This is a genomic window from Anaerobacillus sp. MEB173 (genome assembly GCF_052119505.1).
In the GTDB taxonomy this organism is placed as follows: domain Bacteria; phylum Bacillota; class Bacilli; order Bacillales; family JBJMAU01; genus JBJMAU01.
Genome location: NZ_JBJMAU010000001.1, coordinates 473,008 through 495,985 on the forward strand (window position 1 = coordinate 473,008; position 22,978 = coordinate 495,985).

The 22,978-nt window shown below is 37.1% G+C and carries 22 protein-coding genes, 1 tRNA gene and 2 riboswitches; of the genes, 2 read left to right on the forward strand and 21 right to left on the reverse strand.

The features are described 5' to 3' along the window. Positions 1-113: 113 nt before the first annotated feature. From ACJ2A9_RS02400 to ACJ2A9_RS02465, 14 genes are all read right to left on the reverse strand, one after another. Complete coding sequence (locus ACJ2A9_RS02400) at positions 114-581, reverse strand: glycine betaine ABC transporter substrate-binding protein (RefSeq protein ID WP_441420000.1); 468 nt, start codon at positions 579-581, stop codon at positions 114-116. Positions 582-776: 195 nt separating this feature from the next. Beyond that, entirely contained in the window at positions 777-1,310 is a 534-nt protein-coding gene (locus ACJ2A9_RS02405) for a chromate transporter (RefSeq protein WP_441420001.1), read from the reverse strand. Then, on the reverse strand, positions 1,303-3,630 hold the full coding sequence (locus tag ACJ2A9_RS02410) for a molybdopterin-containing oxidoreductase family protein (protein ID WP_441420002.1): 2,328 nt from the start codon (positions 3,628-3,630) through the stop codon (positions 1,303-1,305). The genes ACJ2A9_RS02405 and ACJ2A9_RS02410 overlap by 8 nt, the downstream gene beginning before the upstream one ends. 4 nt (positions 3,631-3,634) lie before the next feature. Then, entirely contained in the window at positions 3,635-4,240 is a 606-nt protein-coding gene (locus ACJ2A9_RS02415; RefSeq protein ID WP_441420003.1) for a 4Fe-4S dicluster domain-containing protein, read from the reverse strand. A gap of 27 nt (positions 4,241-4,267) precedes the next feature. Continuing rightward, a complete protein-coding gene (locus ACJ2A9_RS02420; protein ID WP_441420004.1) occupies positions 4,268-5,338 on the reverse strand; it encodes an ABC transporter ATP-binding protein in 1,071 nt (356 codons plus the stop codon). Then, entirely contained in the window at positions 5,293-6,162 is an 870-nt protein-coding gene (locus ACJ2A9_RS02425; RefSeq protein WP_441420005.1) for an ABC transporter permease, read from the reverse strand. Before ACJ2A9_RS02425 ends, ACJ2A9_RS02420 begins: the two co-directional genes overlap by 46 nt. A 22-nt stretch (positions 6,163-6,184) precedes the next feature. Next, positions 6,185-6,967 carry a molybdate ABC transporter substrate-binding protein gene (gene modA / locus ACJ2A9_RS02430; RefSeq protein WP_441420006.1) on the reverse strand — a complete coding sequence of 261 codons (783 nt, stop codon included), beginning with the start codon at positions 6,965-6,967 and terminating at the stop codon, positions 6,185-6,187. A 198-nt stretch (positions 6,968-7,165) separates the two neighbouring features. Beyond that, on the reverse strand, positions 7,166-8,083 hold the full coding sequence (locus tag ACJ2A9_RS02435) for a glycine betaine ABC transporter substrate-binding protein (RefSeq protein WP_441420007.1): 918 nt from the start codon (positions 8,081-8,083) through the stop codon (positions 7,166-7,168). A gap of 22 nt (positions 8,084-8,105) precedes the next feature. Beyond that, the gene (locus tag ACJ2A9_RS02440) at positions 8,106-9,467 is read right to left on the reverse strand and encodes a sigma-54-dependent transcriptional regulator (protein ID WP_441420008.1); all 1,362 of its coding nucleotides are present in this window, start codon (positions 9,465-9,467) and stop codon (positions 8,106-8,108) included. Further along, positions 9,460-11,574, reverse strand: a complete 2,115-nt coding sequence (locus ACJ2A9_RS02445) for a sensor histidine kinase (protein WP_441420009.1) — start codon at positions 11,572-11,574, stop codon at positions 9,460-9,462. The genes ACJ2A9_RS02440 and ACJ2A9_RS02445 overlap by 8 nt, the downstream gene beginning before the upstream one ends. Before the next feature lie 204 nt (positions 11,575-11,778). After that, positions 11,779-12,714, reverse strand: coding sequence for a DUF6282 family protein (locus ACJ2A9_RS02450; RefSeq protein ID WP_441420010.1), 936 nt, complete (start codon positions 12,712-12,714; stop codon positions 11,779-11,781). A gap of 208 nt (positions 12,715-12,922) precedes the next feature. After that, positions 12,923-14,185, reverse strand: coding sequence for a hemolysin family protein (locus tag ACJ2A9_RS02455; RefSeq protein ID WP_441420011.1), 1,263 nt, complete (start codon positions 14,183-14,185; stop codon positions 12,923-12,925). A 128-nt stretch (positions 14,186-14,313) separates the two neighbouring features. After that, a complete protein-coding gene (locus ACJ2A9_RS02460) occupies positions 14,314-14,715 on the reverse strand; it encodes an EAL domain-containing protein (protein ID WP_441420012.1) in 402 nt (133 codons plus the stop codon). 15 nt (positions 14,716-14,730) lie between these two features. Then, a complete protein-coding gene (locus ACJ2A9_RS02465) occupies positions 14,731-14,898 on the reverse strand; it encodes a hypothetical protein (protein WP_441420013.1) in 168 nt (55 codons plus the stop codon). Between the two features lie 166 nt (positions 14,899-15,064). Here ACJ2A9_RS02465 and ACJ2A9_RS02470 point away from each other — a divergent pair. Next, a tRNA-Sec gene (locus ACJ2A9_RS02470) sits at positions 15,065-15,161 on the forward strand. Between the two features lie 67 nt (positions 15,162-15,228). Here ACJ2A9_RS02470 and ACJ2A9_RS02475 read toward each other — a convergent pair. The 5 genes from ACJ2A9_RS02475 to ACJ2A9_RS02495 form a co-directional block, all read right to left on the reverse strand. Beyond that, positions 15,229-15,462, reverse strand: coding sequence for a PH domain-containing protein (locus ACJ2A9_RS02475; protein WP_441420014.1), 234 nt, complete (start codon positions 15,460-15,462; stop codon positions 15,229-15,231). Positions 15,463-15,595: 133 nt separating this feature from the next. After that, entirely contained in the window at positions 15,596-16,177 is a 582-nt protein-coding gene (locus ACJ2A9_RS02480; RefSeq protein WP_441420015.1) for a hypothetical protein, read from the reverse strand. A gap of 84 nt (positions 16,178-16,261) precedes the next feature. Beyond that, positions 16,262-16,651: a GntR family transcriptional regulator gene (locus ACJ2A9_RS02485; protein ID WP_441420016.1), complete on the reverse strand. Its 390-nt coding sequence runs from the start codon at positions 16,649-16,651 to the stop codon at positions 16,262-16,264. A gap of 17 nt (positions 16,652-16,668) precedes the next feature. Beyond that, positions 16,669-17,409: a hypothetical protein gene (locus ACJ2A9_RS02490; protein WP_441420017.1), complete on the reverse strand. Its 741-nt coding sequence runs from the start codon at positions 17,407-17,409 to the stop codon at positions 16,669-16,671. A 17-nt stretch (positions 17,410-17,426) separates the two neighbouring features. Beyond that, positions 17,427-17,906 (reverse strand): small multi-drug export protein, encoded by a 480-nt coding sequence (locus ACJ2A9_RS02495; RefSeq protein ID WP_441420018.1) that lies wholly within the window; start codon positions 17,904-17,906, stop codon positions 17,427-17,429. A 704-nt stretch (positions 17,907-18,610) separates the two neighbouring features. Then, positions 18,611-18,711: riboswitch (glycine riboswitch) on the forward strand. Positions 18,712-18,713: 2 nt separating this feature from the next. Next, positions 18,714-18,772: riboswitch (glycine riboswitch) on the forward strand. A gap of 184 nt (positions 18,773-18,956) precedes the next feature. On the opposite strand from ACJ2A9_RS02495, the gene ACJ2A9_RS02500 reads away from it, so the two are divergent. Then, positions 18,957-20,381, forward strand: coding sequence for an alanine/glycine:cation symporter family protein (locus tag ACJ2A9_RS02500; RefSeq protein ID WP_441420019.1), 1,425 nt, complete (start codon positions 18,957-18,959; stop codon positions 20,379-20,381). 246 nt (positions 20,382-20,627) lie between these two features. Here ACJ2A9_RS02500 and purU read toward each other — a convergent pair whose 3' ends face one another. Together purU and lpdA are read right to left on the reverse strand one after the other, a co-directional pair. After that, entirely contained in the window at positions 20,628-21,497 is an 870-nt protein-coding gene (gene purU / locus ACJ2A9_RS02505; protein WP_441420020.1) for a formyltetrahydrofolate deformylase, read from the reverse strand. Between the two features lie 27 nt (positions 21,498-21,524). Further along, positions 21,525-22,922, reverse strand: coding sequence for a dihydrolipoyl dehydrogenase (gene lpdA, locus ACJ2A9_RS02510; RefSeq protein WP_441420021.1), 1,398 nt, complete (start codon positions 22,920-22,922; stop codon positions 21,525-21,527). Between the last annotated feature and the right edge of the window lie 56 nt (positions 22,923-22,978).

A 22,978-nucleotide genomic window follows, 5' to 3' on the forward strand; every position in this document is an offset into this window, starting at 1 on the left:
CTATTATAGGGTTGTCATTAATTTATTCTAACTAGTGTACCAAATTCCCTTTATTTAAGCTAAAAAGAACATGTTTACGTTATCATAATATCGGAAAGAGTTAAAGGATTCCATTATTTAATTAACCCTGTTTCCTCAAGCCACGCCCGACTAACTTCAGTAATGCCTTTATGCTCTTTATCAACCTGATAAATTAACTGTATAATAGTGTCCGTTGATAATTGAAGAGTCAATTCGCTGATTAGCTCATGTAGATCATTCGAATACATGCTGTCACTTAACAACGGTTCTACTCTTCCTTCCGTATTATCCGAAACCACCCAATACATATCAATTTGACCTTGTTCAAGTGCAGAAACTGCTACATCACTTTCTAAGTTAATCGTCTCCTCAACTCGAAAGCCATTCTCTTCTAACAGTATGGAAGTGATCTTTACTAGTATCAGTTGCTCTGTATACTCTGTACCACCAATATTTATCGTTCCCTTTGATTCAATTGTTCCCGTACCTGATTGAGTATTACATGCAGTAATAAGGACAACTGGTAATAAAAGCAAAAAAATAATTATTCCGTTTTTCATCATATATCATCCACTCAATTTTCGATTTAGTTTGTTCTATTAATTTTTAAGCAATTTTCATGCCATATTTTAGCGGATTAATAGTTGTTTCTCCATCTATTTTGTCAAATTTCATGTTACTACCGTAAAGATTTTTTGACAACTAACAAAAATTCAAAAAAGAGACTCCATAAATTAAAGTCTCTTAAACAAAAACTATAAAAATATTAACCCAAAAATAACTGCTAACGCGATAATTAAAAGAGGATTAAATTTGAAAATAAAAACACCAATGACCGTAACTACAAAGATTGCAATTGTTACTTTATCTGAAACTTCCTTTAAGCCTAATTCCCAAGTTACTTGTAGTAACAAAACGATAACGACAACTCGTAACACTTGAACAACTGATTCAATTTTTGAGACATTTTTAAATTTAATGTATAAGCTGGTTAAAAGTATGACAAGAATAGCAGTTGGTAATACCATTCCTGTTATCGCGACAACTATACCCATTACTCCGCCAACTTTATATCCTACAATAGCTGCCAACTTAGTCGTTATGGGGCCAGGAAGAGTATTACCAAGTGCAAGCATATCGAGAAACTCCTCATTTTCCATCCACTGGTAATTTTCAACAACTTCTTTTTGAATAAAAGGAATAGATGCAGGTCCCCCACCGAATCCAAACAAGCCTGGTTTCACAAAACCAACGAAAAGCTCCCAATATATTTTCAGCGACTCATTCATCTGCGGAGTCCCTTACTCTTTTAACTGTAACAATCGTATCATTCCACGCTTGACCACCGCCTATAGGATCAGCTAGACTAGCTATCAACGAGTTAGGATTAACGCCTGTTGATTTCCACCATTTATTTAATTCAAGATCATTATCTTTGATACTTGCCTCTCCACTAATAGGCGACTTTTTTCCTGAAGCAGTTTTTCCATATTCACGATGACCAAAACTGGCTGAAATCGCAATTACTTTTGGATGAATCCCTTCGGTTACATGTGCAGAAACCACGATTTTCCCTAGTTCATTACTAATTTCAATTTGATCACCCTTATTGATCTTTAATTGCGCAGCTGTTTTTCGATTAATCCATACAGGGTTATCATGTACAAGCTCTGCTAGCCATTTTTGATTCATCGTTCGGGACTGAGTATGAACATTCCACTTAAAAGTTGTTAATACACATTCATTTTCTTTGAGCTCTCGCTGAACGGCTTTTTTATAGATAGGCAACGGTGAATATCTTTTCATAGTTTCCTTATTTAGCTGTTCAATACGAGGGTTAAAAATTTGAAACTTTCGTGATTGCGTTTGAAACCCCTCGTATGCTATTCCGTCAATATAAACACCGACTGGCTTCTCTGCAACTGTGATGACACCTGTGTCTTTATCAATATGTCCATTTTTCATTAACTCTGATGAGAGTGGTTTCTTATACGGTTCATAAGGCATCTCTTTTTCCTGATCCCAATAAAATCCAGTTTCTTGTAATCGTTCTAAACCCCCAGGAATATGTTTTGTCCACTCCTTCATAAATTCAATTGGTGTTTCATAATTAAAATAACGTTCCATACCAAAGCCAACTTTATGGGCAATATCACGAAGAATCATTCGAATCTCGCGTACATCACCTAATGGCTTGACAACAGGCTGTCTTAATCCTACATACGGAGTAAGTTCATACGAATTTCTAGCATCCAAATCCCATCGCTCTAAAAAGGTAGTATCTGGGAGGATGATGTCTGCTAAATGGGCTGATTCACTATAGAAACTATCAATAGCTACATGAAAAGGTATTTTTTTTTCATCAAGATATACACTGTGCACATCTGTTGGTCCTTCTGGCCAACTCATTGGCGCATTGACAAAATAGGTGATCAAAACATCAATATTAACTTTACCTGAAGCAATCGCCGGATATAAGGTTGAGGAAATAGCGCGAGGATATAACTCATTTGCATATGAAAAATAAAATGGGTGTGATAGTTCTGTTTTCATTTCAACCTTAGGTGGCACAGGCTTTGGCTCACGTACAATCGTTTGATCAAACTTCTCATGTAAGTAACACCATCCGCCTTTTTTTCCAACAGATCCAACAATAGCATTTAATAAAATTATCGCAGATTCATTATAAAAACCGTTCGTATGCGCGTGGCTTCCTCGATTCGAAATCGTCGTACATTGTGGTGCAGATTGAGCAAATTCCCGAGCGATACGACGTATCGTGGCCGCCGGAACACCACTTTCTTGCTCTGCCGTCTCAGGTGTATACTTTCTTAAGTGAGCTTTCAGCTTCTCAGATGGAAATGTGGTCCATTTATCTAGAAATTCCGCATCATGCAGACCCTCTTCCATAAGTACATGGCCAATGGAAAGAGCAATAAGTCCATCTGTTCCTGGAAAAACTGGAATCCATTCGTCAGATTTTGCCGCTGTATTCGAAAGTCTAACATCAAAAGTGACTAGTTTTGCCCCCCTTTTCCTAGCCGCTGCGACACGGTTTAAAAATGGAATATGACCTTGATGTGCTTCATAAAAGTTGCTTCCAAAGTTGAGCATATAAGAAGTATTTGTGACATCATTTGTATCCCAATCAGCATCGCCAACTGCTGCTTTAATCGCCATCCGCTTGTTTAACGAACAAAGACCACGATGGCCAATTTTGTTGGGTGTTCCAAAGGCATTGGTGAAGCGGTCGATCAATCCGTTTGTACAGTCGCGCCCATATTGAAAAGCAAGTTTTTCTGGTTGATTTTGTTCCAGAAGTGGTTTTAAACGACTGCTAACTTCATCTAGTGCTTCGTCCCAACTAATTTTACGCCACTTCCCTTCACCTCGACGTCCGATTCTTTTTAATGGATAAAGAATTCGGTTTGGATCATATAGCATATTGATTGCTGCATGCCCTTTTGCACAAATAAAGCCACGAGAGTTTGGATCATGTTGATTTCCTTCTATTTTTACCACTTTCCCATTTTCAACATTAGCAATTACACCGCACACTGTACTACAATTAATACACATCGTAGGGATTTTTTTCCTTCGTTTTACCATTGATTTACATCCCCCTTCTCCCCTTTTTATTAACTCCTTTCAATTCTTCTTCCACTTCTTTATTTAATTGATAATAATAGATATTTGGTTTTGTACCTAGCTCTACTTTTAAATTAGATACTTCATTATTTTTGATGAATTGATAAATTGGCGATTCTTTATCATTCAAATCCCCAAAAATAAAGGCTTCCGTTGGACAACTTTCCACACATGAGGGTTGTTGTCCATCATCTAATCGCTGTTTGCAAAAATCACATTTACTTGCAATGTTTGTCTGCGGATGCAGATAGATGGCATCATATGGACATGCAGTAACACACTTTCCAACTCCTGTACATGTTTCTTCAATAATATCAACAATTCCATTTTCATTTATAATAATTGAATTGGTCGGACAAGCAGTAAGGCAAGGGGCTTCACTACAATGGTTGCACATAACAGGGACAAAAGTCCGGGTAACTGATGGGTATTCACCTGTCTCCACATCCTCAACTTTTGTTCGAAACACACCGAGTGGAACTTCGTGTTCAGATTTACAAGAAACTGTACAGGACATACATCCTGCACAGCACTCAATATCTATTACCATACCGTAACGCTTTGTTGACATACATATCACCCATTTCTAGTAATAGAATTAACCTGTTTTTTTTGATACGATACGAACGTAAGAAGGATCGACGGTTGCATAAACGACATCACCCTCTTGAATTTGAAAATAGGCCTGATCTGATGATGTTACTTCTACTATTAATGGTATAGCTCCTTCAATAAATATACGAAGCCGGTTTCCATACCTTAACAGATTACTAACTTTACCTGAAATAACATTTAACGATGAATTATTTGGCAGCCTCTTTGTAACCTGGATATCCCACGGATGAATAACTAACGAAATATTACCTTCTCCCTGATCCTTTGAATACAACGATTGATTCCCAAAAATATTTAATTGGACAAGATCCTTATTTTGTCGAATCACGTTGGCATTAAAATAGTTTGTACCACTAAAATCAGCGACGAATGCAGAAGATGGTCGTTGAATTAATTCTTGTGGTGTCCCTTCCTGTAATACAACTCCTTGATCCATAACAAGAATTCGTTGTCCGAAACTAATCGCATCCTCATAATCATGAGTAACAACAATGGCTGGAATTTGTAAGAGCGCTAGCGTTTTTCGTAATTCCCTTCGTACCTTATCACGTGTTGTTACATCTAACGCAGAAAGAGGCTCATCAAGCAAAAGTACCTTCGGCCTTAATACTAAGGCTCTCGCTAAAGCAACCCTTTGTTGCTGCCCACCTGAGAGTTCATTTGGCATATTATGTAAGTACTCTGAGATGTTTAACATGTCTAGTTGTTCCTCTATTAAATTACGGTGCTTTTTTTTAGGAACTTTTCTTGCTTCAAGTCCATAGGCGATATTTTCATAAACGGATAGATGCGGAAATAAAGCATAGTTTTGGAACAAGAACCCACATCCGCGTTGTTCCGCAGGTAAGTCTGTTCCTTTTTTCTGATTAAAGTATTCAACATCATCTACTAAAATACGACCAGAATCTGGCTTTAATAAGCCTGCAATTGCTCTTAACGTTGTACTTTTTCCACAGCCACTATGACCTACAATGACCAATGTCTCTTTTCCCATTGAAAATGATACATTTAATTCAAAGTCCCTGAGGCTCTTTTTGATTTCACAGATAACCATTGATTTTTCCCCTTTCGTTTTTTAAGATAAATTTTAAATGCTGGATAATGTTCAATTATTTTTACACTCAATAATAAGCAAAATGAAACTATGATCAGAAGGGCAGAGAGTGCAATAGCAATTTTCATATCAGATTCCATGGCTGCAAATATTGCAAGCGGCATCGTTTGTGTATGTCCTGGTAAATTACCTGCAAACATAATCGTCGCCCCAAACTCTCCTAATGCACGCCCCCAACTGAGCGCCGCCCCTGTCAACAGACCTGGTAATGAAAGCGGTAATGTTACTTTAAAAAAGGTCCGAATACGTGAGCCGCCTAAAGTTCTTGAAACAGAGTCAAGATTTGAGTCAACACCTGAAAATGCAGTACGTGCTGCCATAATATAAAACGGTGCTGCTATAAAGGCCTGGGCCATAATAACAGCAATCGCTGTAAAACCAATTTGAATTCCAAAAAGGTCAAACCACTTTCCTAATAAGCCAAACCGTCCGAAAACCATTAGTAATCCTACACCAGCGACCGCGGGTGGAATGACGATAGGAAGCTGAATTAATACATCTAGTACTTGTTTTCCTTTAAAATTATTTTTTGCTAGAAAATAAGCTAGCGGTGTTCCAAATAAAACAATGAGACTTAAGGACCAAACCGTTGTCCAGAGGCTTAGCTTTAACGATTCTATCGCTAGTGGTGTATTTAAATATGAGATTACCTCTGATGGTTTCATGTCGAAAAATACGATAAACATTGGTAAAAAGATAAACGTTAGTGTTGTTACTACAATGACTGTAAACAAAGTCCTTTGGCTTAAGCGTAGAAGTTTCAAATTTCCTTCACCTTCCTTTTCATTATTTCACTTTTATAAATTGATGATGGGCAAGTATTTCTTGTCCTTCTTCTGATAACACATAATCAATCCATTGTTGTGCAAGTTCAGGCTGTTGCGCATTAGTCGTAATGGCAATTGTATTCTCTGAAATAATATTTAGCTCATCAGGTATGTCGATCGTCATCACTTTATCTTTTATACTTGGAATGACATCGGTCACGTACGTGATGCCGATATCGCCTTCACCCATTGTGATCTTCCCAGATACTTGCCTTGTATTTGTTTCTAAAGAGGCAGTATTTGCTAGTACTGTTTCTTTAAAATTACTGCCATACTTTTCATTAGCTCTTTCTAAAAATTGTCTAGTGAACATTCCAATTGGCACATCTTCAACTCCAATGACTAACCGATATTCCTTTGTAGCCAAATCTTCAATAGAAACTATGTTACTTGGATTACTTATTGGCAGCATGATCGTTAATGTATTATTTGAAAAACTCAAAGCCTCTCCTACTAACTGTTGCTCTTGAAGTGCATTCATATGGCTTATATCAGACGATGCAAATACATCAGCAGGTGCTCCTTGCTCAATTTGTGCACGTACCACTTGAGCCCCCGCAAAGCTAATTATCACTTTTACCCCCATCTTTTCTTCAAAATTATCCTTTAGTTCAGTAAAAGCATCCTGCAATTGTGCTGCTGCAAATATTGTCAATTCTGGTTCTTTTGCTTGACTAGAATTACTACATCCCAAACTACTAATCATTAATATGCTGAAAAGACAAAACAAAATAATTCTCATATCCACCCCTCCAAGATTTTTGATAATTTTTTCTTATACATCATATAACATTTTCTTATAATATAATCATGATTATAAAGTAATCTAGATTTATAATCAATACTTTTCTACAATTTTTTGACTTTTCTTAAAATAATAATAAGGATTAAAAAAACGTTACAGTCGACAATAGACTTGTAACGTTTCATTAATAGTTTTTTAATGGATTAAACCTTGCTCAATGAGCCAAAGACGACTTATCTCAGCAATATCCTTATATTCCATATCAACAGCGTGATTTAAAGTGGTCATCGTCTCGCTATCAAGTTTTTTTACTAGTTGATTCATCAACTCATTAAGCTCGCTCGTATAAACCTCGCTCCTAACGACTGGAAAAGCATAGTAGGGTAGGAAAAACGATTGATCGTCTTCTAAAATAGTCAGGTTAAAGCCTTTAATCCGGGCATCGGTCGCAAAACCAACAGCAATATCGACCTGTCCTTCCCGAAGCGCATCATACAGCAGTCCTGTATCTCTCCGAACAATATTTTCTTTAGGGAAATGAAAATCATAATGCTCCTCTAAGCCTTTGACTCCATCAAGTCGCGAATAAAACTCTGCCTCTGTTCCGAACAATAAGTCGCTATCACCACTGTTCATATATTCTGCTAAATCTGATAATGTAGAAATCTGTAGCACATTCGCTAATTCTTCTCGCATAAGTAAGGCATACGTATTATTTATTTCCGAATGATCAAGCCAGAGTAAGCCGTCTTTTTTATCTTGCTCCCTTGCATTTTCATAATCATGATCAAAATCTGAGAATTGACTCGAGCTCTCATGAACTAGGATGGCTGTGGCTGTATATTCCCAATAGAGATCAATCAGACCATTTTCTAGAGCAGAGCGAATCGGGGTACTTCCCATATGACTGATTTCTTCTATCTCATACCCGTGCTCCTGTAAATAGATTGAAGTTATTTTTGCTAATAAAAGCTGTTCCGTAAAGTATTTTGCCCCAACCTTAATTTTCCCTTTTGGCTCTTCAATTGGAGAAAGACTTTCCGTTTTGTTCGAACAGCCGGCTAGTACACTAATGAATAAGAAAATACATAGTATGCCTATTGAATTTTTCATTCTTCCCCCCATAAAATCTCTTCTAATTTTTTGAGAAGTATTTGTTCATCTTATAGAGTAGGCTTTGCCTTGAAATACCTAGTTTCTTTGCTGCTGATGCTGGTTGTCCTAAGCCCTCATCTAACGCCTTTAAAATAAGCTGCTTTTCAATCTCTTCAAGCTGCTCTGGAAGTGTCTTCTCATCATCCAGCTCCGGCTTATGTAAAAAGCTGTTTTTCATCTCACGAATTTCACGTGGAAAATCATCGACAGAAAGCTCTTCACCACGGCAAAGAATAACAGCCCGTTCAATCACATTTTCAAGTTCTCTTACATTTCCAGGCCATGAATAGCTCATTAACCGTTGCGTTAAATCTGGTGACAAAGTAAAGCTTCGGTTCATTTTTTGCCGATACCGCTCAAGGAATTTTCCAATCAGAAGGGGGATATCATCGCTACGTTCTCGTAATGGAGGAATATAAATATCAATCACGTTTAGGCGATAATAGAGATCCTCTCTAAATTTCCCCTCGTCAACCATTTGTTTTAAATTACGATTCGTCGCAGTAATAATTCGGACATCAACATTTCTAATTTCATCACTGCCTACCCGCATAAATTCTTTGTCTTGAACCGCCTGCAGTAATTTCGCTTGAAATGCTGGTGTAATTTCCCCGATCTCATCTAAAAATAACGTCCCGTGATTTGCTGCTTCAAACTTCCCTTTTCGACTTGCAACAGCGCCGGTAAAGGACCCTTTTTCATGGCCAAAAAGCTCACTTTCTAACAGCTGCTCGGGTATCGCTGCACAGTTAATTGAAACAAAAGGACGATTGTGACGATCACTATATTTATGAAGTAATTTGGCAATCATCGTCTTGCCAGTCCCGCTTTCACCTTGTAAAAGAATACTTGCATTCGTTTGCGATACCCGTTTGACTAACTCAAATATCTCCTTCATTTCTGAACTTACACCGAGCAGCTCATCAGAAGACTCGCTGTCCCTTAGCTGCTCCTTCAAACGAATATTTTCTTCCTTCATCCGTAAAAACTCAAATGCTTTTTCAATCACAACGATCAACTCGTTTAATTTCACAGGCTTTACAATATAATCAAACGCTCCAGTTTTCATTGCCGTTACCGCATTTTCAACATCACCATAAGCTGTCATAATTACATAAACCTTATCAGGATAGAGTGCGCTAAATTCCTGAAGAAGATCGAGTCCTGTTGCATCTGGTAATTTCAGATCTAAAAATACAACCTTTGCATTCGATTCAGCCATTTTCCGCCTTGCCTCTTGACCATTAGCGGCAGTACTCACTAGATAGCCTTTTTTTGTTAATGAAGCTTGGAAAATCCGTAATAATTTAGACTCATCATCAACAAGTAATAATTCATTCATCATGGAGTGCCCCCTTCCTTTTCGGTAATTCCACCCACATTGTCGTTCCCTTGCCTAGCTCACTTTCCACACCAATGTGCCCGTTTAATTGTTGAATAATTTCATGAACGATTGACAAGCCTAAGCCTGTCCCCTCGCTCTTTGTTGTATAAAACGGATTAAAAATCCATTTGATCTTCTTTTCATCGATACCGATACCAGAATCAGTAAAAAGAATCGTCCAGTTGTCTTCTTTTTCAACAAACTGAATCGTTAAGTCTCCACCAGCTTCCATTGCTTGCACACTATTTAACATAATATTTAAAAATAACTGTGCTAGCTTATTCTCATTCGCCTGAACAATCGCACGATTACCTTCAAATTTCTTTGTCACCGTAATGTCGTGCTCAGTAAACTTTTTCCGTAAAAGCGAAATGAGTTCTTCGACAACAGGAACGACATCAACCGGCTGTAACGTAAAATCTCGATCATCCTTGGCCATTTTTAAGAAATCAGTAAGAAGAATATCTAGCCGTTCCGTAGTTTCTAATATATCTTCTGTTAAACTTTCAATATATTCATCTTCCATTTCGTCCTTCACCTCTAACTGAATCGCCTCCGCTGCAGCTTGAATAATACTAAGCGGGTTTTTAATTTCATGGGCAATTCCTGCTGTTAATTGACCTAATGAAGCTAACCGTTCTGTTTGTCGTACATGGTCCTCTAGCTTTTTAATATCACTAACATCGCGGAGAATGAGTATCGCACCGATATTTTGATTTTTTTCATCATAAAATAAAGAGGAATAGAGGCGTACATCGTGTTTTTCGCCATTTTTATTCATAATCTTAGTTTCTACTTCGTTAAATTGCTTTCCTTCTTTTAATGTTTTCCAGGATAAAAATTCCGCCTCTGAAGCTCTTAACGGAATATCAATAATTTGCTTTCCAATCACTTCTTCAGCTGTAAAGAGAGTTAATTCCTCTGCCCCTCTATTATAAGTTATAATTCTACCATCCTGATCCATTGTTATGACGGCATAAGGAATCGATTGAAGAATATGATATAATCTTTTTTCATTATCCTTTAATTCTTTGGCCATATCATCCATCGTATAGACTAAATCTTCTATTTCATCATTTGTTCTCATAATTTCAAAGCTTTCACGCTGGTGATCTTTATACTCCTGAACCTGCCTGATTAAACGGTGGATCGGTTTTACGACACTGCTTGTCGTTATAAGGGTGATGATGACCGTAATAACTACAATAAGGATAAATGCTTTTAGCAACAGCGTTTGTACTTGAGTTGCAGGGTGCAACGCTTGACTGACTGGTTCCCCAACGATAAGACCGAAGTTACCAATCTCAGTAGGCCGATAAGCAAAAATCATCTGATGATTAAATAATCTTCCTTCCCAAATACCAAATCGGCTTTTTCGTAAGTTCTCAATCAGTTCCACAGAATTGATTTTCTGTCCTATGTATTCCTCCTTATTGTGAGCGACAATATTGCCACCGCGGTCAATTAGTACATTCATCCCTCCATCACCAATTTTTACTTGGTTTAAATAGCGGGACATTGAATGTAAATTTATAACCGAAATTACCCCTCCAACAAGCTCATTGTTCTTATTAAGAGCTGGGTACGTGACTGTGATGACTGGTCGATGTCCATCAATCATATGTAAGGGAGAGATGTAAAACGTTTTACTCCAGCTTACTCTTTCAATCATTTCTGTAAAAGGATTGCCCTCAGCAAATAGTGGTGTTTCCGGGGTCGTTTTAATAATGTGACCATTGTGATCAAAAAGAGCGATCGTGGAATACAGCGCACTTCTCGATACTATTTCATGTGCTTCACTCAGATCAACTTGACCTTCATTCTCAACATTGTGGACGTATTGATTCGAAATAATTTTCATATCATTAATAATGTTTGACACAATAAAAGTCGTTTTCTTGCTAATTGTTTTTGCCATAAGTTCATTGCGATACTCAATTTCCGTTTGGACTGACTGATTTGTTACTTGAAACGTAATGACATAGATGGCGATTAAAGAACAAATACTAACAATTAATGAAATGAATACGTATTTTTTTACTAGTTTCGATTGCAGAAATGTCATTCGTCATTTACTCCCTACTATGTAAGAATTTATCATTTTAACTAGAATAACAACTCTTTTTTTCAAACCATAATGGAAAGGCTTACGATTGTCAATCTAAAATTCTATTAACATCAAACAATAACTAAAACAATACGAAAAATCCTGACTGTCACGTAGTCAGGATTTTTTTTAATGGGACTACCTAGCCCCTCAGTATTACTTTCAGGATACTCTTTTTAAAGAATGTTGATGATATCGATTTCCAGCTTCAATGGTTGCATCTAGTCCTAACAATTTCCTTGGATTATCTACAATCATTTTGCGAATATCATTACCAGAAATACCAACGTGAAGCATATCCTCAACGAATAAATTCATCGCATCAATTGGAGAAATATTATGAAGCTGACCATAGTTCGTTACCATGACACACGAATCTGCGCCTAATAGCTTTATGCTTTTTGCCATTTGTCGTAATGTTAATGCCTGATAATCTTCACTGCATGCTAAGTAGCTTTTTTCAATAAAACATCCTTTGCGCGCAAATTCTAACTCAGCTTCATATGGCAGACGTGATATACCTAGATCTGTTTGCTGAACCAAAATTTTTTCTACTCTATGTTTTAATGCTGCCTCTACTAGGACGTTGATTTCATCCGAGCTAATATGTCCTGTAGCTAAAACAACATCATTGTTTGCAATAAGCTCCAAAATTGCATGCACTTGTGGTAATACCTTCTGATTCTCATCCCAAATCACTAGTCCGTTGTTTTGGCTACTGCCGTTCCTTCTTTTATTAAAATGCTTTAAGGTGGTGCCGAAATACCGCTGATGATTTAATGCAGAAAGAGTTGGCATTGAAATAATTTTCGCTCCAGCTTGAATCGCCTTTTCCACCGCAGCTGGACTCAATCCACCGGCAAAATGATTACAAACAAATTCACCGTATACATGAAGCTCTGGCTCTTTACTGCGAATCATTTGAGCTCTTTGAACCGACTCAAATTCATCTCCCTTTAATATCACACCTGCCAGACTTGCTCTTTTTACATCTTCTATTAGTTCCAAATCTGTTTGCTTTTGCGGAGCCAGACTTGGTGCATTATGTACGTGAAGCTCAAAGGCACCTTCTAATAATGGGTGAAATGTACTAATCATTACTTACACGCCCCTTTACTATTCTTCGTTATACCATTTAACTTGCAAAAAGCGTGCCAAAGAATAAAAACAATGAAATCGGCCATAAATTTATAAAATTCTAAATATTATTTATATATTTGTAAAAAAATTTTGCGCATACTAATAAGATTTTTTACATATCGTATCCATCAAAAAAACACCACATATCTCAGTGATGCTTTTCAATCTATGTTACTTCTTCCTCAAGCTCATTAACAATTACTTTAAACCGTCGAATTCGCTTCCCTTCCATTTCTGCAACAATAATGGTTACATGATCAATATTTAACTCATCACCTATGACTGGGATACGTTGTAACGCTTCTACAAACCAACCACCAAGCGTATGATATGTACTGATTGGTAAAGTAATTTTCATCATCTCGCAAAACTCATCAAGTGCAAAATCAGCAAAAAAGTCATACGTATGTTCATCAAGTTGATCCATTATACTTATTTTCTCGTCATGTTCATCCCAAATTTCGCCAACAATTTCCTCAAGTATATCCTCCATCGTAATAAGTCCTTCAGTGCCTCCAAATTCATCAATAACAATTGCCATATGTGTTTTACTTTTTTGCAATTCAGGCAATAAAGTCGAAATTTTTAACGATTCAACAACAAACATCGGCTTACGTAACAGGTCTCTCACTTCAAATTCCTTTTGCCTGACAAGCTGGGATAAAAATTCACGTTCAGATAAAATTCCAATTATATTATCAATGTTATCTTCATAGACCGGAACACGTGAATACCGTTCCTCTAAAAACACGTCTAATATTTCTTCAATTGGTTGATTCACCTCTACAGCAACCATATCAATTCTAGGCTTTAGTATTTCACCGACTAAAATATCGTTAAAATCAAGGGCACTATGTACAAGTTCCTTTTCTTGCTGGTCGATAACCCCTTCCTCTTCACTAATATCAATCATCACTTTCAGCTCTTCTTCTGTGACAGAAGGTGATGTGTTTGATTGAAACATCTTGGAAGTAGCCTTCTTTAACTGTAAAAAAAACCAAGTCACAGGTGTAAGAGCTGTCATTAGTAAAGAAAGAATGCCAGAAATATAAATTGAAAAGCGTTCAGCATTTTCTTTTGCTATTGATTTTGGTAATACCTCCCCAAATATCAATACTAAAATCGTCATTACAATGGTACTTATGAGTATACCTGACCCAGCCCCAAAAATATTTGTCGCAATCTGCGCTGAAATAGAGGCTGCAGCAATATTTACAATATTATTGCCAACCAAAATCGTTGACAATGCTTTATCAAAATTTTCGGCGATTCCAAGTGCCCGCATACCGCCACGATGATTCTCGTCAGCAAGGTTTTTTAGACGAATTTTATTTACACTCGAATACGCCGTTTCTGCAGAAGAAAAAAAGGCAGATAAAAACAATAAGAACACTAGAAGTAAAATAAGACTAAAAGATAAGTCCTCCATAGCAGTCACTCCCGAATCTATGCTAACTGAAGAATCATTAGTTTATAGTGTACCCAAAAGTGGTATTTATAAAAAAATAAGTAAATCGAACAAAGAAAAACAGTCCGATTTACTAATAGGTTAATTCCTTACTCAGAGCACTTCCATTTTTTAGCACGATGTTGAACCTCGACAAATTGCTCTTCAAATTCAGTAACTGGTAATGATTTACCAAAATAAGATCCTTGGATCTCAGGGCAATCATTGCGCTTTAAAAACTCAACCTGGGCTTCCTCTTCGACACCTTCTGCAATCACGTGAAGGTTTAAGTTATGAGCCAGATAGACAATCGTCGAGATAATTGAACTTTTCGATGAAGAAACCGTCACATCACCAATAAATGATTTATTAATTTTCAAGCGATCAATCGGTAGCTCTCGCAAATAATTTAGTGAACTGTAGCCAATCCCAAAATCATCAACACTTATTTGGACTCCTAATCGTTTTTCATTCGTTTGAAAGTGACTCTCACGAAATGGATCATGTAACAATTGTTTACTTACTTCTTACGATGTAACATGCTCAATTACTTCCAATACTTTGTGAGCAGTCTCTGAATCTTTGGAAATCGTTACTACTCTGCCAATCCAAGTACCACCGCGTGATTCATTTGTCCCGCCCCCAGGAACGAGCGTCCAGCCTACCTTATCAGCGACCTGAGATTGTTTTTTCATATTATACACTGGCTCTTTCCTAAAATTTCTTTAATTATTAGGCGATATCGTCAACATTTCAAATTTGTTTCTTTAAAATAAAAGCTTGTCAAAATATAGAACAAGCTGTATAATATGAACCTGTGAGAAAATGATTTCATAGTAAATGAAGAATTTCTTTTTATATGGGGCTGGTTGTGTAACTGGTGTTTGCCGAGGTCTTCAAAACCTTATGGGAGGCGCGTGCCGTCTCCGGTGGGTTCGATTCCCACACAGTCCCGCCAAACTTCTAGTACACCGTTGGACGGTGGAAATTGAATAAGAATAACACTTTACAGTTGATGTAGTTCATCATAAATACACATTTGACAAAATTATTTCACACCAAAAAAATTGTTTGGTTTTATTGATTTTGCTTATTTCCTCAATGTACACCGTTTTACGAAATGGACCAAATTTTATTTTGATTACCCCATTTTCAATCGTATAGCCTGTCGCAAACCAAAGCCAGCATATAAAGAACGCCATCGGAAATGTAATGAATATTCCAATTACGTCTTGCCTCGTAATCGCTGGGACAAACATAATGAGAACCGTTCCCCAAATAATGAGCGTTAGACATAGATCTTTTTAGACGGAAAATACATAGTCTTCACCTTTAAATATAGTAGATATATTTCTTACGACCTATACGATTGGAACAAGAACTAAGTTTCATTTACTTTTTATTCTCGCCAACCATATGTTCAATTACTTCCTCAAGTGATAAACGGTTAATATGGTTAATGGTAATTCCTTCTGTTTCTAACTCTTTTTCGATGACTGGTAAATCATCCGTAACCAATTGCAAAGGATTTTCTTCTATCTTTATTACATTCGGATGATTCTTCAACACTTCTGAAACGTGTGATACCCATAACCGTGCCCATTTATCATGAAACTCATCTTTTTCAAATGAGTGGATGATCTTTCCTTCTTCCAAAATTGTAATGTAATCACACAGTTGCTTAACCTCATCGATGTTATGGGTAGCTAGGACAATACTTCTTTTCCCATCTTCCATATAAGTCATAAGATCTTCTTTCATTTTCCGTTGTGAAATGATATCAACACCTGCTGATGGTTCATCTAATAACAGAAGCTTTGGTTCATGGCAAAGAGCAAAGATAAACTCAACTTTCTTCTTTGTCCCTTTTGAGCATTTCCCATACTTTTGACCTTCATCGATATGATATCTCTCAAGTAATTGAGTGTACTGCTTGTCGTCCCAACTTGGATACTGCTTCGACTTGAAAATCAATTGAACCTAAAGAAAACTTTTTATAATGTTTCGTCAATCCTTTTATATCAACAATTGAGGTAAACATGTCTATCCCCCATTTACTTAATTATCAAAATTCCGCTTTATCACTTCGTTAAAAATCGTCAATAAATCATCTATCGAACAACCGACCTGCTTCCCTTGTTCAATCGCTTTTTGAAAAGCATCATATACAACTTTTTGTTTTGCTTGTTCCTTTTGTAGTGCCTCGACCTCTTTAACAAATGTCCCTTTTCCTTGTACTGTTTTGATATAGCCACTACTTTCTAAATTTTGGTAAGCCCGCCGCGTTGTAATCACACTGCACGCTAATTCACTGGCCAATGCTCGAATAGAAGGAAGGGGTGTTCCCGGTGGAAGCTGACCACCGACAATTAACGCTTTAACCTGAGTTTCAATTTGATGATAGATCGGCTCCCTGCTTTCCTCCGAGACACGAATCGGTAGCTTCATCTCTTCCTCCTCCCTCCTTACAAGTAATCTCTTTTTGATAATCTAATAGTCAGAAATTTGTTCCAAATATAACTACCCCATACACCGACAAGAAGGGAGATGATAGCTAATGGCCAGCCATGACTCTTAATAAGTACCAATACCGTTTCGACGATGCCTTGGTCGACTAAATTGTAGAAAATAAATACTGTTACGAAAAAGACAACGATAAAAGCCCATGGAACAATATGCAGTATTTTTCCATTTGTTCCATATTCAATAAATGGATTGATCCCTCCGATAGCTAGTGCATACCCGAACCAAAAGAGGATAAAAATCAAATACTCAACCGGTGTTAAAAGTTCAAAGAAATGTCCTGGCAATACAATCGTTATCGTTAAATAAAATGCAAAGGACATCATGAGTAATGTTCCAACCATGAGAAGGATTCGACTTAACGAGAGTGTTGGAATAGGAATTGGCAACGAACGCAATAAGGCCATTCTTTTACTAAATGGATCGTCTTTAACGGTTTGAAAGTTTAAATACGGTCGAGACATAAAGATCGCTGCAAACGATGGGGTCAGTACGAGAAAAATAATGTCCAGTAACGTATGATTATAAAACATCATTTCATCCCCAAATAACTTTCTTACAGATTGATCAAGAAGAATACTAGAAAATATAGCAATAAAAATCGTTGCTAATAACGTCAAGCTAATGGCTATCCATTGTGCTTTTAGTTCTTTTTTTGCTAACCAAAATGCCTGTTGAAACAAGTCACTTCCCCCTCCTTTTACTCAAAAAGATTGCGCTCTCCATGGCCTAATAAATCGATACCAAAATGAACCAAAACAGCAAATGTTAAACTCCATATCACGATACTTGTTGTCATCCAATAGGCTGTTTTCTTTTTCGCTCCTCCTAATGTTAAGCTCATAAACGCAGTAAGGTGACTCCCAACAAATAACGGACCAATGATGGCAAGCCCTGGTAAGCCGTACTTTTTCCATAACTTTTGTGCTCTTACTGCTCTCGTACCGGGTGCTTTTTCTTCATTACTTTTTTCCTTTTGTCTCCATTCTTTAATTTTATTAATAAAAACAATCACAAATAAAACCGTTACAATATTCCCGACTAAACCAAGGATGATGACTGGTACTGGAGATAAACCAGCAATCATCGCAATCGGAATAACGCCATATGCCTCAAAAAATGGCACCGCAGCAAATATAAAAACAAGAACATAAGCCCATAAAGTATCTAATAAATTCATTTATTTATGACCTCCAAGTGTTATGGTGTTTATATCTGTATATACACTATAACATCTAAATAATCGATTGCAAAGTATAAAATAAAAAGGGACCAGATATAATGAACTGCCCCCTGCCAAGTAGACAGGGGGCAGTTCATTATGGAACCCCTTTTGCACATTTGTTTTTGCTGTAATTGTTACAATACTTCTACACCTAAACTTTCTATAGCCATTTGTACATATTCTTGTAAATACTATATGTAGAAAGGCGGATCGTTTTGGATGTGAAGAGCTTAAAAGAGTCTTTTGGTGCAATTCATGTGGTTCAAGAGATTAGCTTTTCCAATAACCCGTTGATTTATCATCCTTAATATTTAGTTAAAATTTCACCATACACATAAGGTAATACCTTAATCAAAAAGACGTGCTATTTGCACGTCTTTTTGTAGTTTAGGCTTGTCAATTCCCATTTCAACATTGTATCTACTAATTCCGTACTGTTCATATGCAATTTTTCTAGCACTTTAATTCATGGTATATTATCATACTCACATTCAGCGACTACTTTTTCAACATTACTAAATGAAAATGCCCAATTTATAATTTCTTTTATTGATCATTAACCATAACAAAATAAAATCCACAAGTGACATATAATTCTGAATATTAAATTGACTTTATTCTTTTAGTGTAATAAAATGAATTTAAATGAATAATAGCGGTTGAATATTGTGGGAGAGACTAAACAAATCGTTTAGCACCGAAGGAGCAAGGCCTAAATATTAGGCATTAATCTCTCAGGTAAAAGGACCACAGTAGGACGCGTCTCTGGAGAGAGCCATGAGCCACCCACGGAGTTAAACTCTCAGGTAAAAGGACAGAGAAAAATAGGAAATCACCTATTTTTCTCTGTCCTTTTTTGTGGAGAAAAAATAGGAATAACAAATAAAGAGGTGGTAGTCCACACAATATTAAAAACTGCAGTCAATATACCCAAAAAGGAAAGCGCTTACACCCTAGAGTAACTTAACGTACAATCTAAAAAATGTTATTTTTAGGAGTGATAAAATGGATATCTTAGAGATATTAGGAAAAATCAATAACGTATTATGGGGTCCTCCAAGTCTTATCTTATTATTTGGGACAGGCTTGTTTTTAACATTTGTTTTAAAAGGATTGCAATTTCGCCATCTCATTTATGCATTTAAGATTGGATTTGGTAAAGAAGATCATAATGATGCTGCTGCTGAAGGAGATGTAAGTCATTTTAAGGCACTTATGACAGCACTCGCTGCGACTATAGGGAACGGAAACATTGCTGGTGTTGCAACTGCTATCACACTTGGTGGCCCTGGTGCAATCTTTTGGATGTGGGTTGTTGGTTTACTAGGTATGGCGACAAAGTACGCTGAAGCCTTGCTTGCTGTGAAATATCGTGTAAAAAATGACAATGGTGAATATTCAAGTGGGCCGATGTATTACATCGAACGGGGCCTGGGGAAAAAATATAAGCTGCTAGCGATTACCTTTGCCTTATTTGGTGCCTTTGCCGCTTTGGGTATTGGAAACAGCGTACAGTCCAATACGATTGCTGATGTAACAAGCAACAGCTTTGGCATTGCTAACTGGGTTACTGGCTTAATCTTAGTTTTATTAGTGAGCTTTATTATTTTCGGTGGAATTCAGCGTATTAGTACCGTTGCTAGTTTCTTTGTTCCGATTATGGCGTTCCTTTACATAGGGGGAGCAATCATCATTCTTATACTAAATTACGATATGATTATCCCAGCTTTTCAATTAATTTTTCATTATGCCTTTAATCCTGTTGCTGCAGCTGGTGGTTTCCTAGGTGTTGTCGTATCCGAGGCTATACGTAATGGTGTTGCTCGTGGAATTTTCTCAAACGAAGCAGGTCTTGGTACAGCAGCATTAATCGCCGGGAACGCACGTGCAGATCACCCTGTTAAACAAGCACTCGTAGCCATGACTGGTACATTTATCGTAACGATTATTGTATGTACAATGACTGGTTTAACACTGCTTATTACAGGTTTCTGGGATCCATCTGGCGGGTTACTTTCTGGCGTGACTCATGACGCAGCACTTGAAGGGGGCGCATTGACCAGTGCAGCGTTTGCTTCTGTTCTAGGTGTAGTTGGTGAATATATTGTTTCCTTCTCGGTTATCTTCTTTGGCTTCTCAACAATCGTTGGCTGGTATATATACGGGGAAAAGTGCTTTGAATACTTAGCTGGCTCTAAAGGAATTGCAGGTTATCGTCTTATTTATATTGCCGCTTGTGGTATTGGGACAGTTGCTAACCTTACAACAGTCTGGGCATTTGCTGATATGGCCAATGCATTAATGATGATTCCAAACTTAATTGCCCTTCTCCTTCTTTGGAAAGTTGTCGTAGCTGAGACCAATGATTATTTCACAAATTTCTACGGTAATGTTAATGCGGCTCGTTCTGTTGAAAAAGAGATTAGTTAATCGATGAGCGATAAGAATAAGGCTACTGGAACGTCCCAGTAGCCTTATTTTTTTGCTAATATTCATAATAAAATTATCTTTAATCATTTTTTAAAATTGATTTTATCAATTCATTTAAAAACTTCTACTCGTAAACGTCATTTTCAACTAGTATTTTTCTAATATTATAGAAAGAAACAGCCAAACCTAAACAAACTAGGCTGGCTGTAATGAGTTGTCTATCTTGATAAAAATGAACAGAAAAACTCATGTAAATACAATCGTTTTATTACCATGGACAATCACTTTATCTTCAATATGCCAGGAAACAGCTTGGGCAAGAACAAGACGTTCTACATGTCGTCCTGCAACTTTCAACCCTTCTATCGTATAACGATGATTTACTCGTTCCACATCTTGCTGGATAATCGGCCCTTCATCAAGATCATTCGTTACATAATGTGCAGTTGCTCCTATCAGCTTAACCCCGCGGTTAAATGCTCTTGCATAAGGATTTGCGCCAACAAATGCCGGTAAGAATGAATGATGGATATTAATGATTTGATTTGGGTATTTCGCTATAAAACTAGGAGAAAGAATTTGCATATATCTTGCTAAAACAATAAAGTCTACCTTTCCATCTAGCAGTTCTAATGCTTTCTTTTCTGCAATTTCTTTCGAATCAGAAGAGATCGGAATATGATAAAATGGAATACCATACCCTTCAACCTCTTCTTTTAAATCCTCATGATTACTAATGACCATTGGGATGTCTACTTGAATTTCGTTCGATTTCCAACGCCAGATTAGCTCCATTAGGCAGTGATCGGCTTTTGATACAAAAATGGCCATTCGTTTTAATTTTTTCTTACTACTCAGCGTCCATTCCATTGGATAATCTTCAGCCATCAAATGTAAGTTTTGTTCAAGAGTACTAAACGAAGAATTAAAGTCTTCTAATTCAAACTCAATTCTCATAAAAAACATCCCTGATTTAGGATCAGTAGTATGTTGGTCAAAGTGGATAATATTAGCGCTGTGCTCTAGCAGTAAATTAGACATCTCTGAGATAATACCTGGTTTTTCTGGACACGTAATTAACAGAGTAGCCTGACTAACCTCTTTTTCTGTATGCATTTACTCTTCCTCCCTCCTTTTTTCTTCTTAAGCATGAATCTCCTTACCGTCAATAGCTAATGCAGCCTCACCAATTGCTTCAGATAAGGCCGGGTGTGGATGGATGGTATGTGAAATATCCATAGATGTTGCGTTTAATACATGAGCAAGACCTAGTTCAGTAATCATATCGGTTACATGCGGTCCAACCATATGTGCTCCTAATAGCTTATTAGTTGTTTCTTCAACGATAAGTTTGACAAAGCCATCCGATTCACCATAAACTAACGCCTTTCCAATCGCACGGAATGGGAATTTTCCTATTTTTACTTCGAATCCTTTCTCTTTTGCCTCTTCTTCTGTTAAACCGACACTCGCTACTTCTGGATTGCTATAGACGCACTTTGGAACAAGCGTCAGATCAAGTGGTGAAGTCTCTTTACCTGCCATATGTTCAATTGCGATGATTCCTTCATGTGAGGCAACATGGGCAAGTTGTAGCCCACCAATCACATCACCGATCGCATAAATAGTAGGTTCACTTGTTTGATAGTTTTCATTTGTTTTAATAAACAGACGATCAACATTAATGTTTTGATTCTCAAGACCGATTCCGCTTGTATTTGGTACTCGACCAACAGACACTAATAGTTTGTCAGCCGAAAACTGTGTTTCTTTTCCTTTATGTTCAGCTGTAATCGCAACACCTTCGCCCTTTTCTAATGTATCTGGAAGTACCTTCGCACCTGTTACGATTTTCACACCTTTTTTCTTCATTAATCGTTGTACTTCTTTTGAAACATCTTTATCCTCTGTCGGTAAAATGCGATCAGCATATTCAACCACAGTTACTTTCACACCAAAATCATTGAGCATTGATGCCCATTCAATCCCAATAACGCCACCGCCAACAATAATAATCGAACTAGGAAGGGTTTCCATTTGTAATGCTTCATCTGAAGTCATCACGTATTGTCCATCTGCTTCAAGGCCAGGAAGTGTTCTAGGACGAGATCCTGTTGCAATTAAAATGTTTTTTGAATGAAGTGTGATTTGTTCTCCATCGCTAGTTTCAATCAAAACATCTTTTGCTTCTGAAATACTGCCTTTACCCTCATAAACATCGATTTTTCCTTTTTTCAATAAATGTTGGATCCCTTTAAACAAACGATCTGTAATTTCCTCTTTTCTGGATTGTACTTTTGAGAAATCGAGACTAACTTCTGGGGCAATGACACCAAACTGTTCACCGTGCTTCGTATTGGCATATACTTCTGCACTTCTTAACAAGGCCTTGCTTGGGATACACCCCGCATGTAGACAAGTTCCACCAACTTTACTTTTTTCAATAACTGCCGTTGTTAGCCCCAATTGAGATGCACGAATTGCCGCGACATATCCGCCAGGACCTCCACCGATAATGACAACATCATATTCTTTTGCCAACAAATTCTCCCCCTCGTCTCTTTCACTATCAATCTTTCTGCTTTACTCTACTCCAA

Excerpts from the sequence above, each read along its gene's own strand:
- ACJ2A9_RS02400 (WP_441420000.1), bottom strand. The coding sequence starts at position 581 with ATGAAAAACGGAATAATTATTTTTTTGCTTTTATTACCAGTTGTCCTT.
- ACJ2A9_RS02405 (WP_441420001.1), bottom strand. The coding sequence starts at position 1,310 with ATGAATGAGTCGCTGAAAATATATTGGGAGCTTTTCGTTGGTTTTGTG.
- ACJ2A9_RS02410 (WP_441420002.1), bottom strand. The coding sequence starts at position 3,630 with ATGGTAAAACGAAGGAAAAAAATCCCTACGATGTGTATTAATTGTAGT.
- ACJ2A9_RS02415 (WP_441420003.1), bottom strand. The coding sequence starts at position 4,240 with ATGTCAACAAAGCGTTACGGTATGGTAATAGATATTGAGTGCTGTGCA.
- ACJ2A9_RS02420 (WP_441420004.1), bottom strand. The coding sequence starts at position 5,338 with ATGGTTATCTGTGAAATCAAAAAGAGCCTCAGGGACTTTGAATTAAAT.
- modA (WP_441420006.1), bottom strand. The coding sequence starts at position 6,967 with ATGAGAATTATTTTGTTTTGTCTTTTCAGCATATTAATGATTAGTAGT.
- ACJ2A9_RS02435 (WP_441420007.1), bottom strand. The coding sequence starts at position 8,083 with ATGAAAAATTCAATAGGCATACTATGTATTTTCTTATTCATTAGTGTA.
- ACJ2A9_RS02440 (WP_441420008.1), bottom strand. The coding sequence starts at position 9,467 with ATGAATGAATTATTACTTGTTGATGATGAGTCTAAATTATTACGGATT.
- ACJ2A9_RS02445 (WP_441420009.1), bottom strand. The coding sequence starts at position 11,574 with ATGACATTTCTGCAATCGAAACTAGTAAAAAAATACGTATTCATTTCA.
- ACJ2A9_RS02450 (WP_441420010.1), bottom strand. The coding sequence starts at position 12,714 with ATGATTAGTACATTTCACCCATTATTAGAAGGTGCCTTTGAGCTTCAC.
- ACJ2A9_RS02455 (WP_441420011.1), bottom strand. The coding sequence starts at position 14,185 with ATGGAGGACTTATCTTTTAGTCTTATTTTACTTCTAGTGTTCTTATTG.
- ACJ2A9_RS02465 (WP_441420013.1), bottom strand. The coding sequence starts at position 14,898 with ATGAAAAAACAATCTCAGGTCGCTGATAAGGTAGGCTGGACGCTCGTT.
- ACJ2A9_RS02475 (WP_441420014.1), bottom strand. The coding sequence starts at position 15,462 with ATGTTTGTCCCAGCGATTACGAGGCAAGACGTAATTGGAATATTCATT.
- ACJ2A9_RS02485 (WP_441420016.1), bottom strand. The coding sequence starts at position 16,651 with ATGAAGCTACCGATTCGTGTCTCGGAGGAAAGCAGGGAGCCGATCTAT.
- ACJ2A9_RS02495 (WP_441420018.1), bottom strand. The coding sequence starts at position 17,906 with ATGAATTTATTAGATACTTTATGGGCTTATGTTCTTGTTTTTATATTT.
- ACJ2A9_RS02500 (WP_441420019.1), top strand. The coding sequence starts at position 18,957 with ATGGATATCTTAGAGATATTAGGAAAAATCAATAACGTATTATGGGGT.
- purU (WP_441420020.1), bottom strand. The coding sequence starts at position 21,497 with ATGCATACAGAAAAAGAGGTTAGTCAGGCTACTCTGTTAATTACGTGT.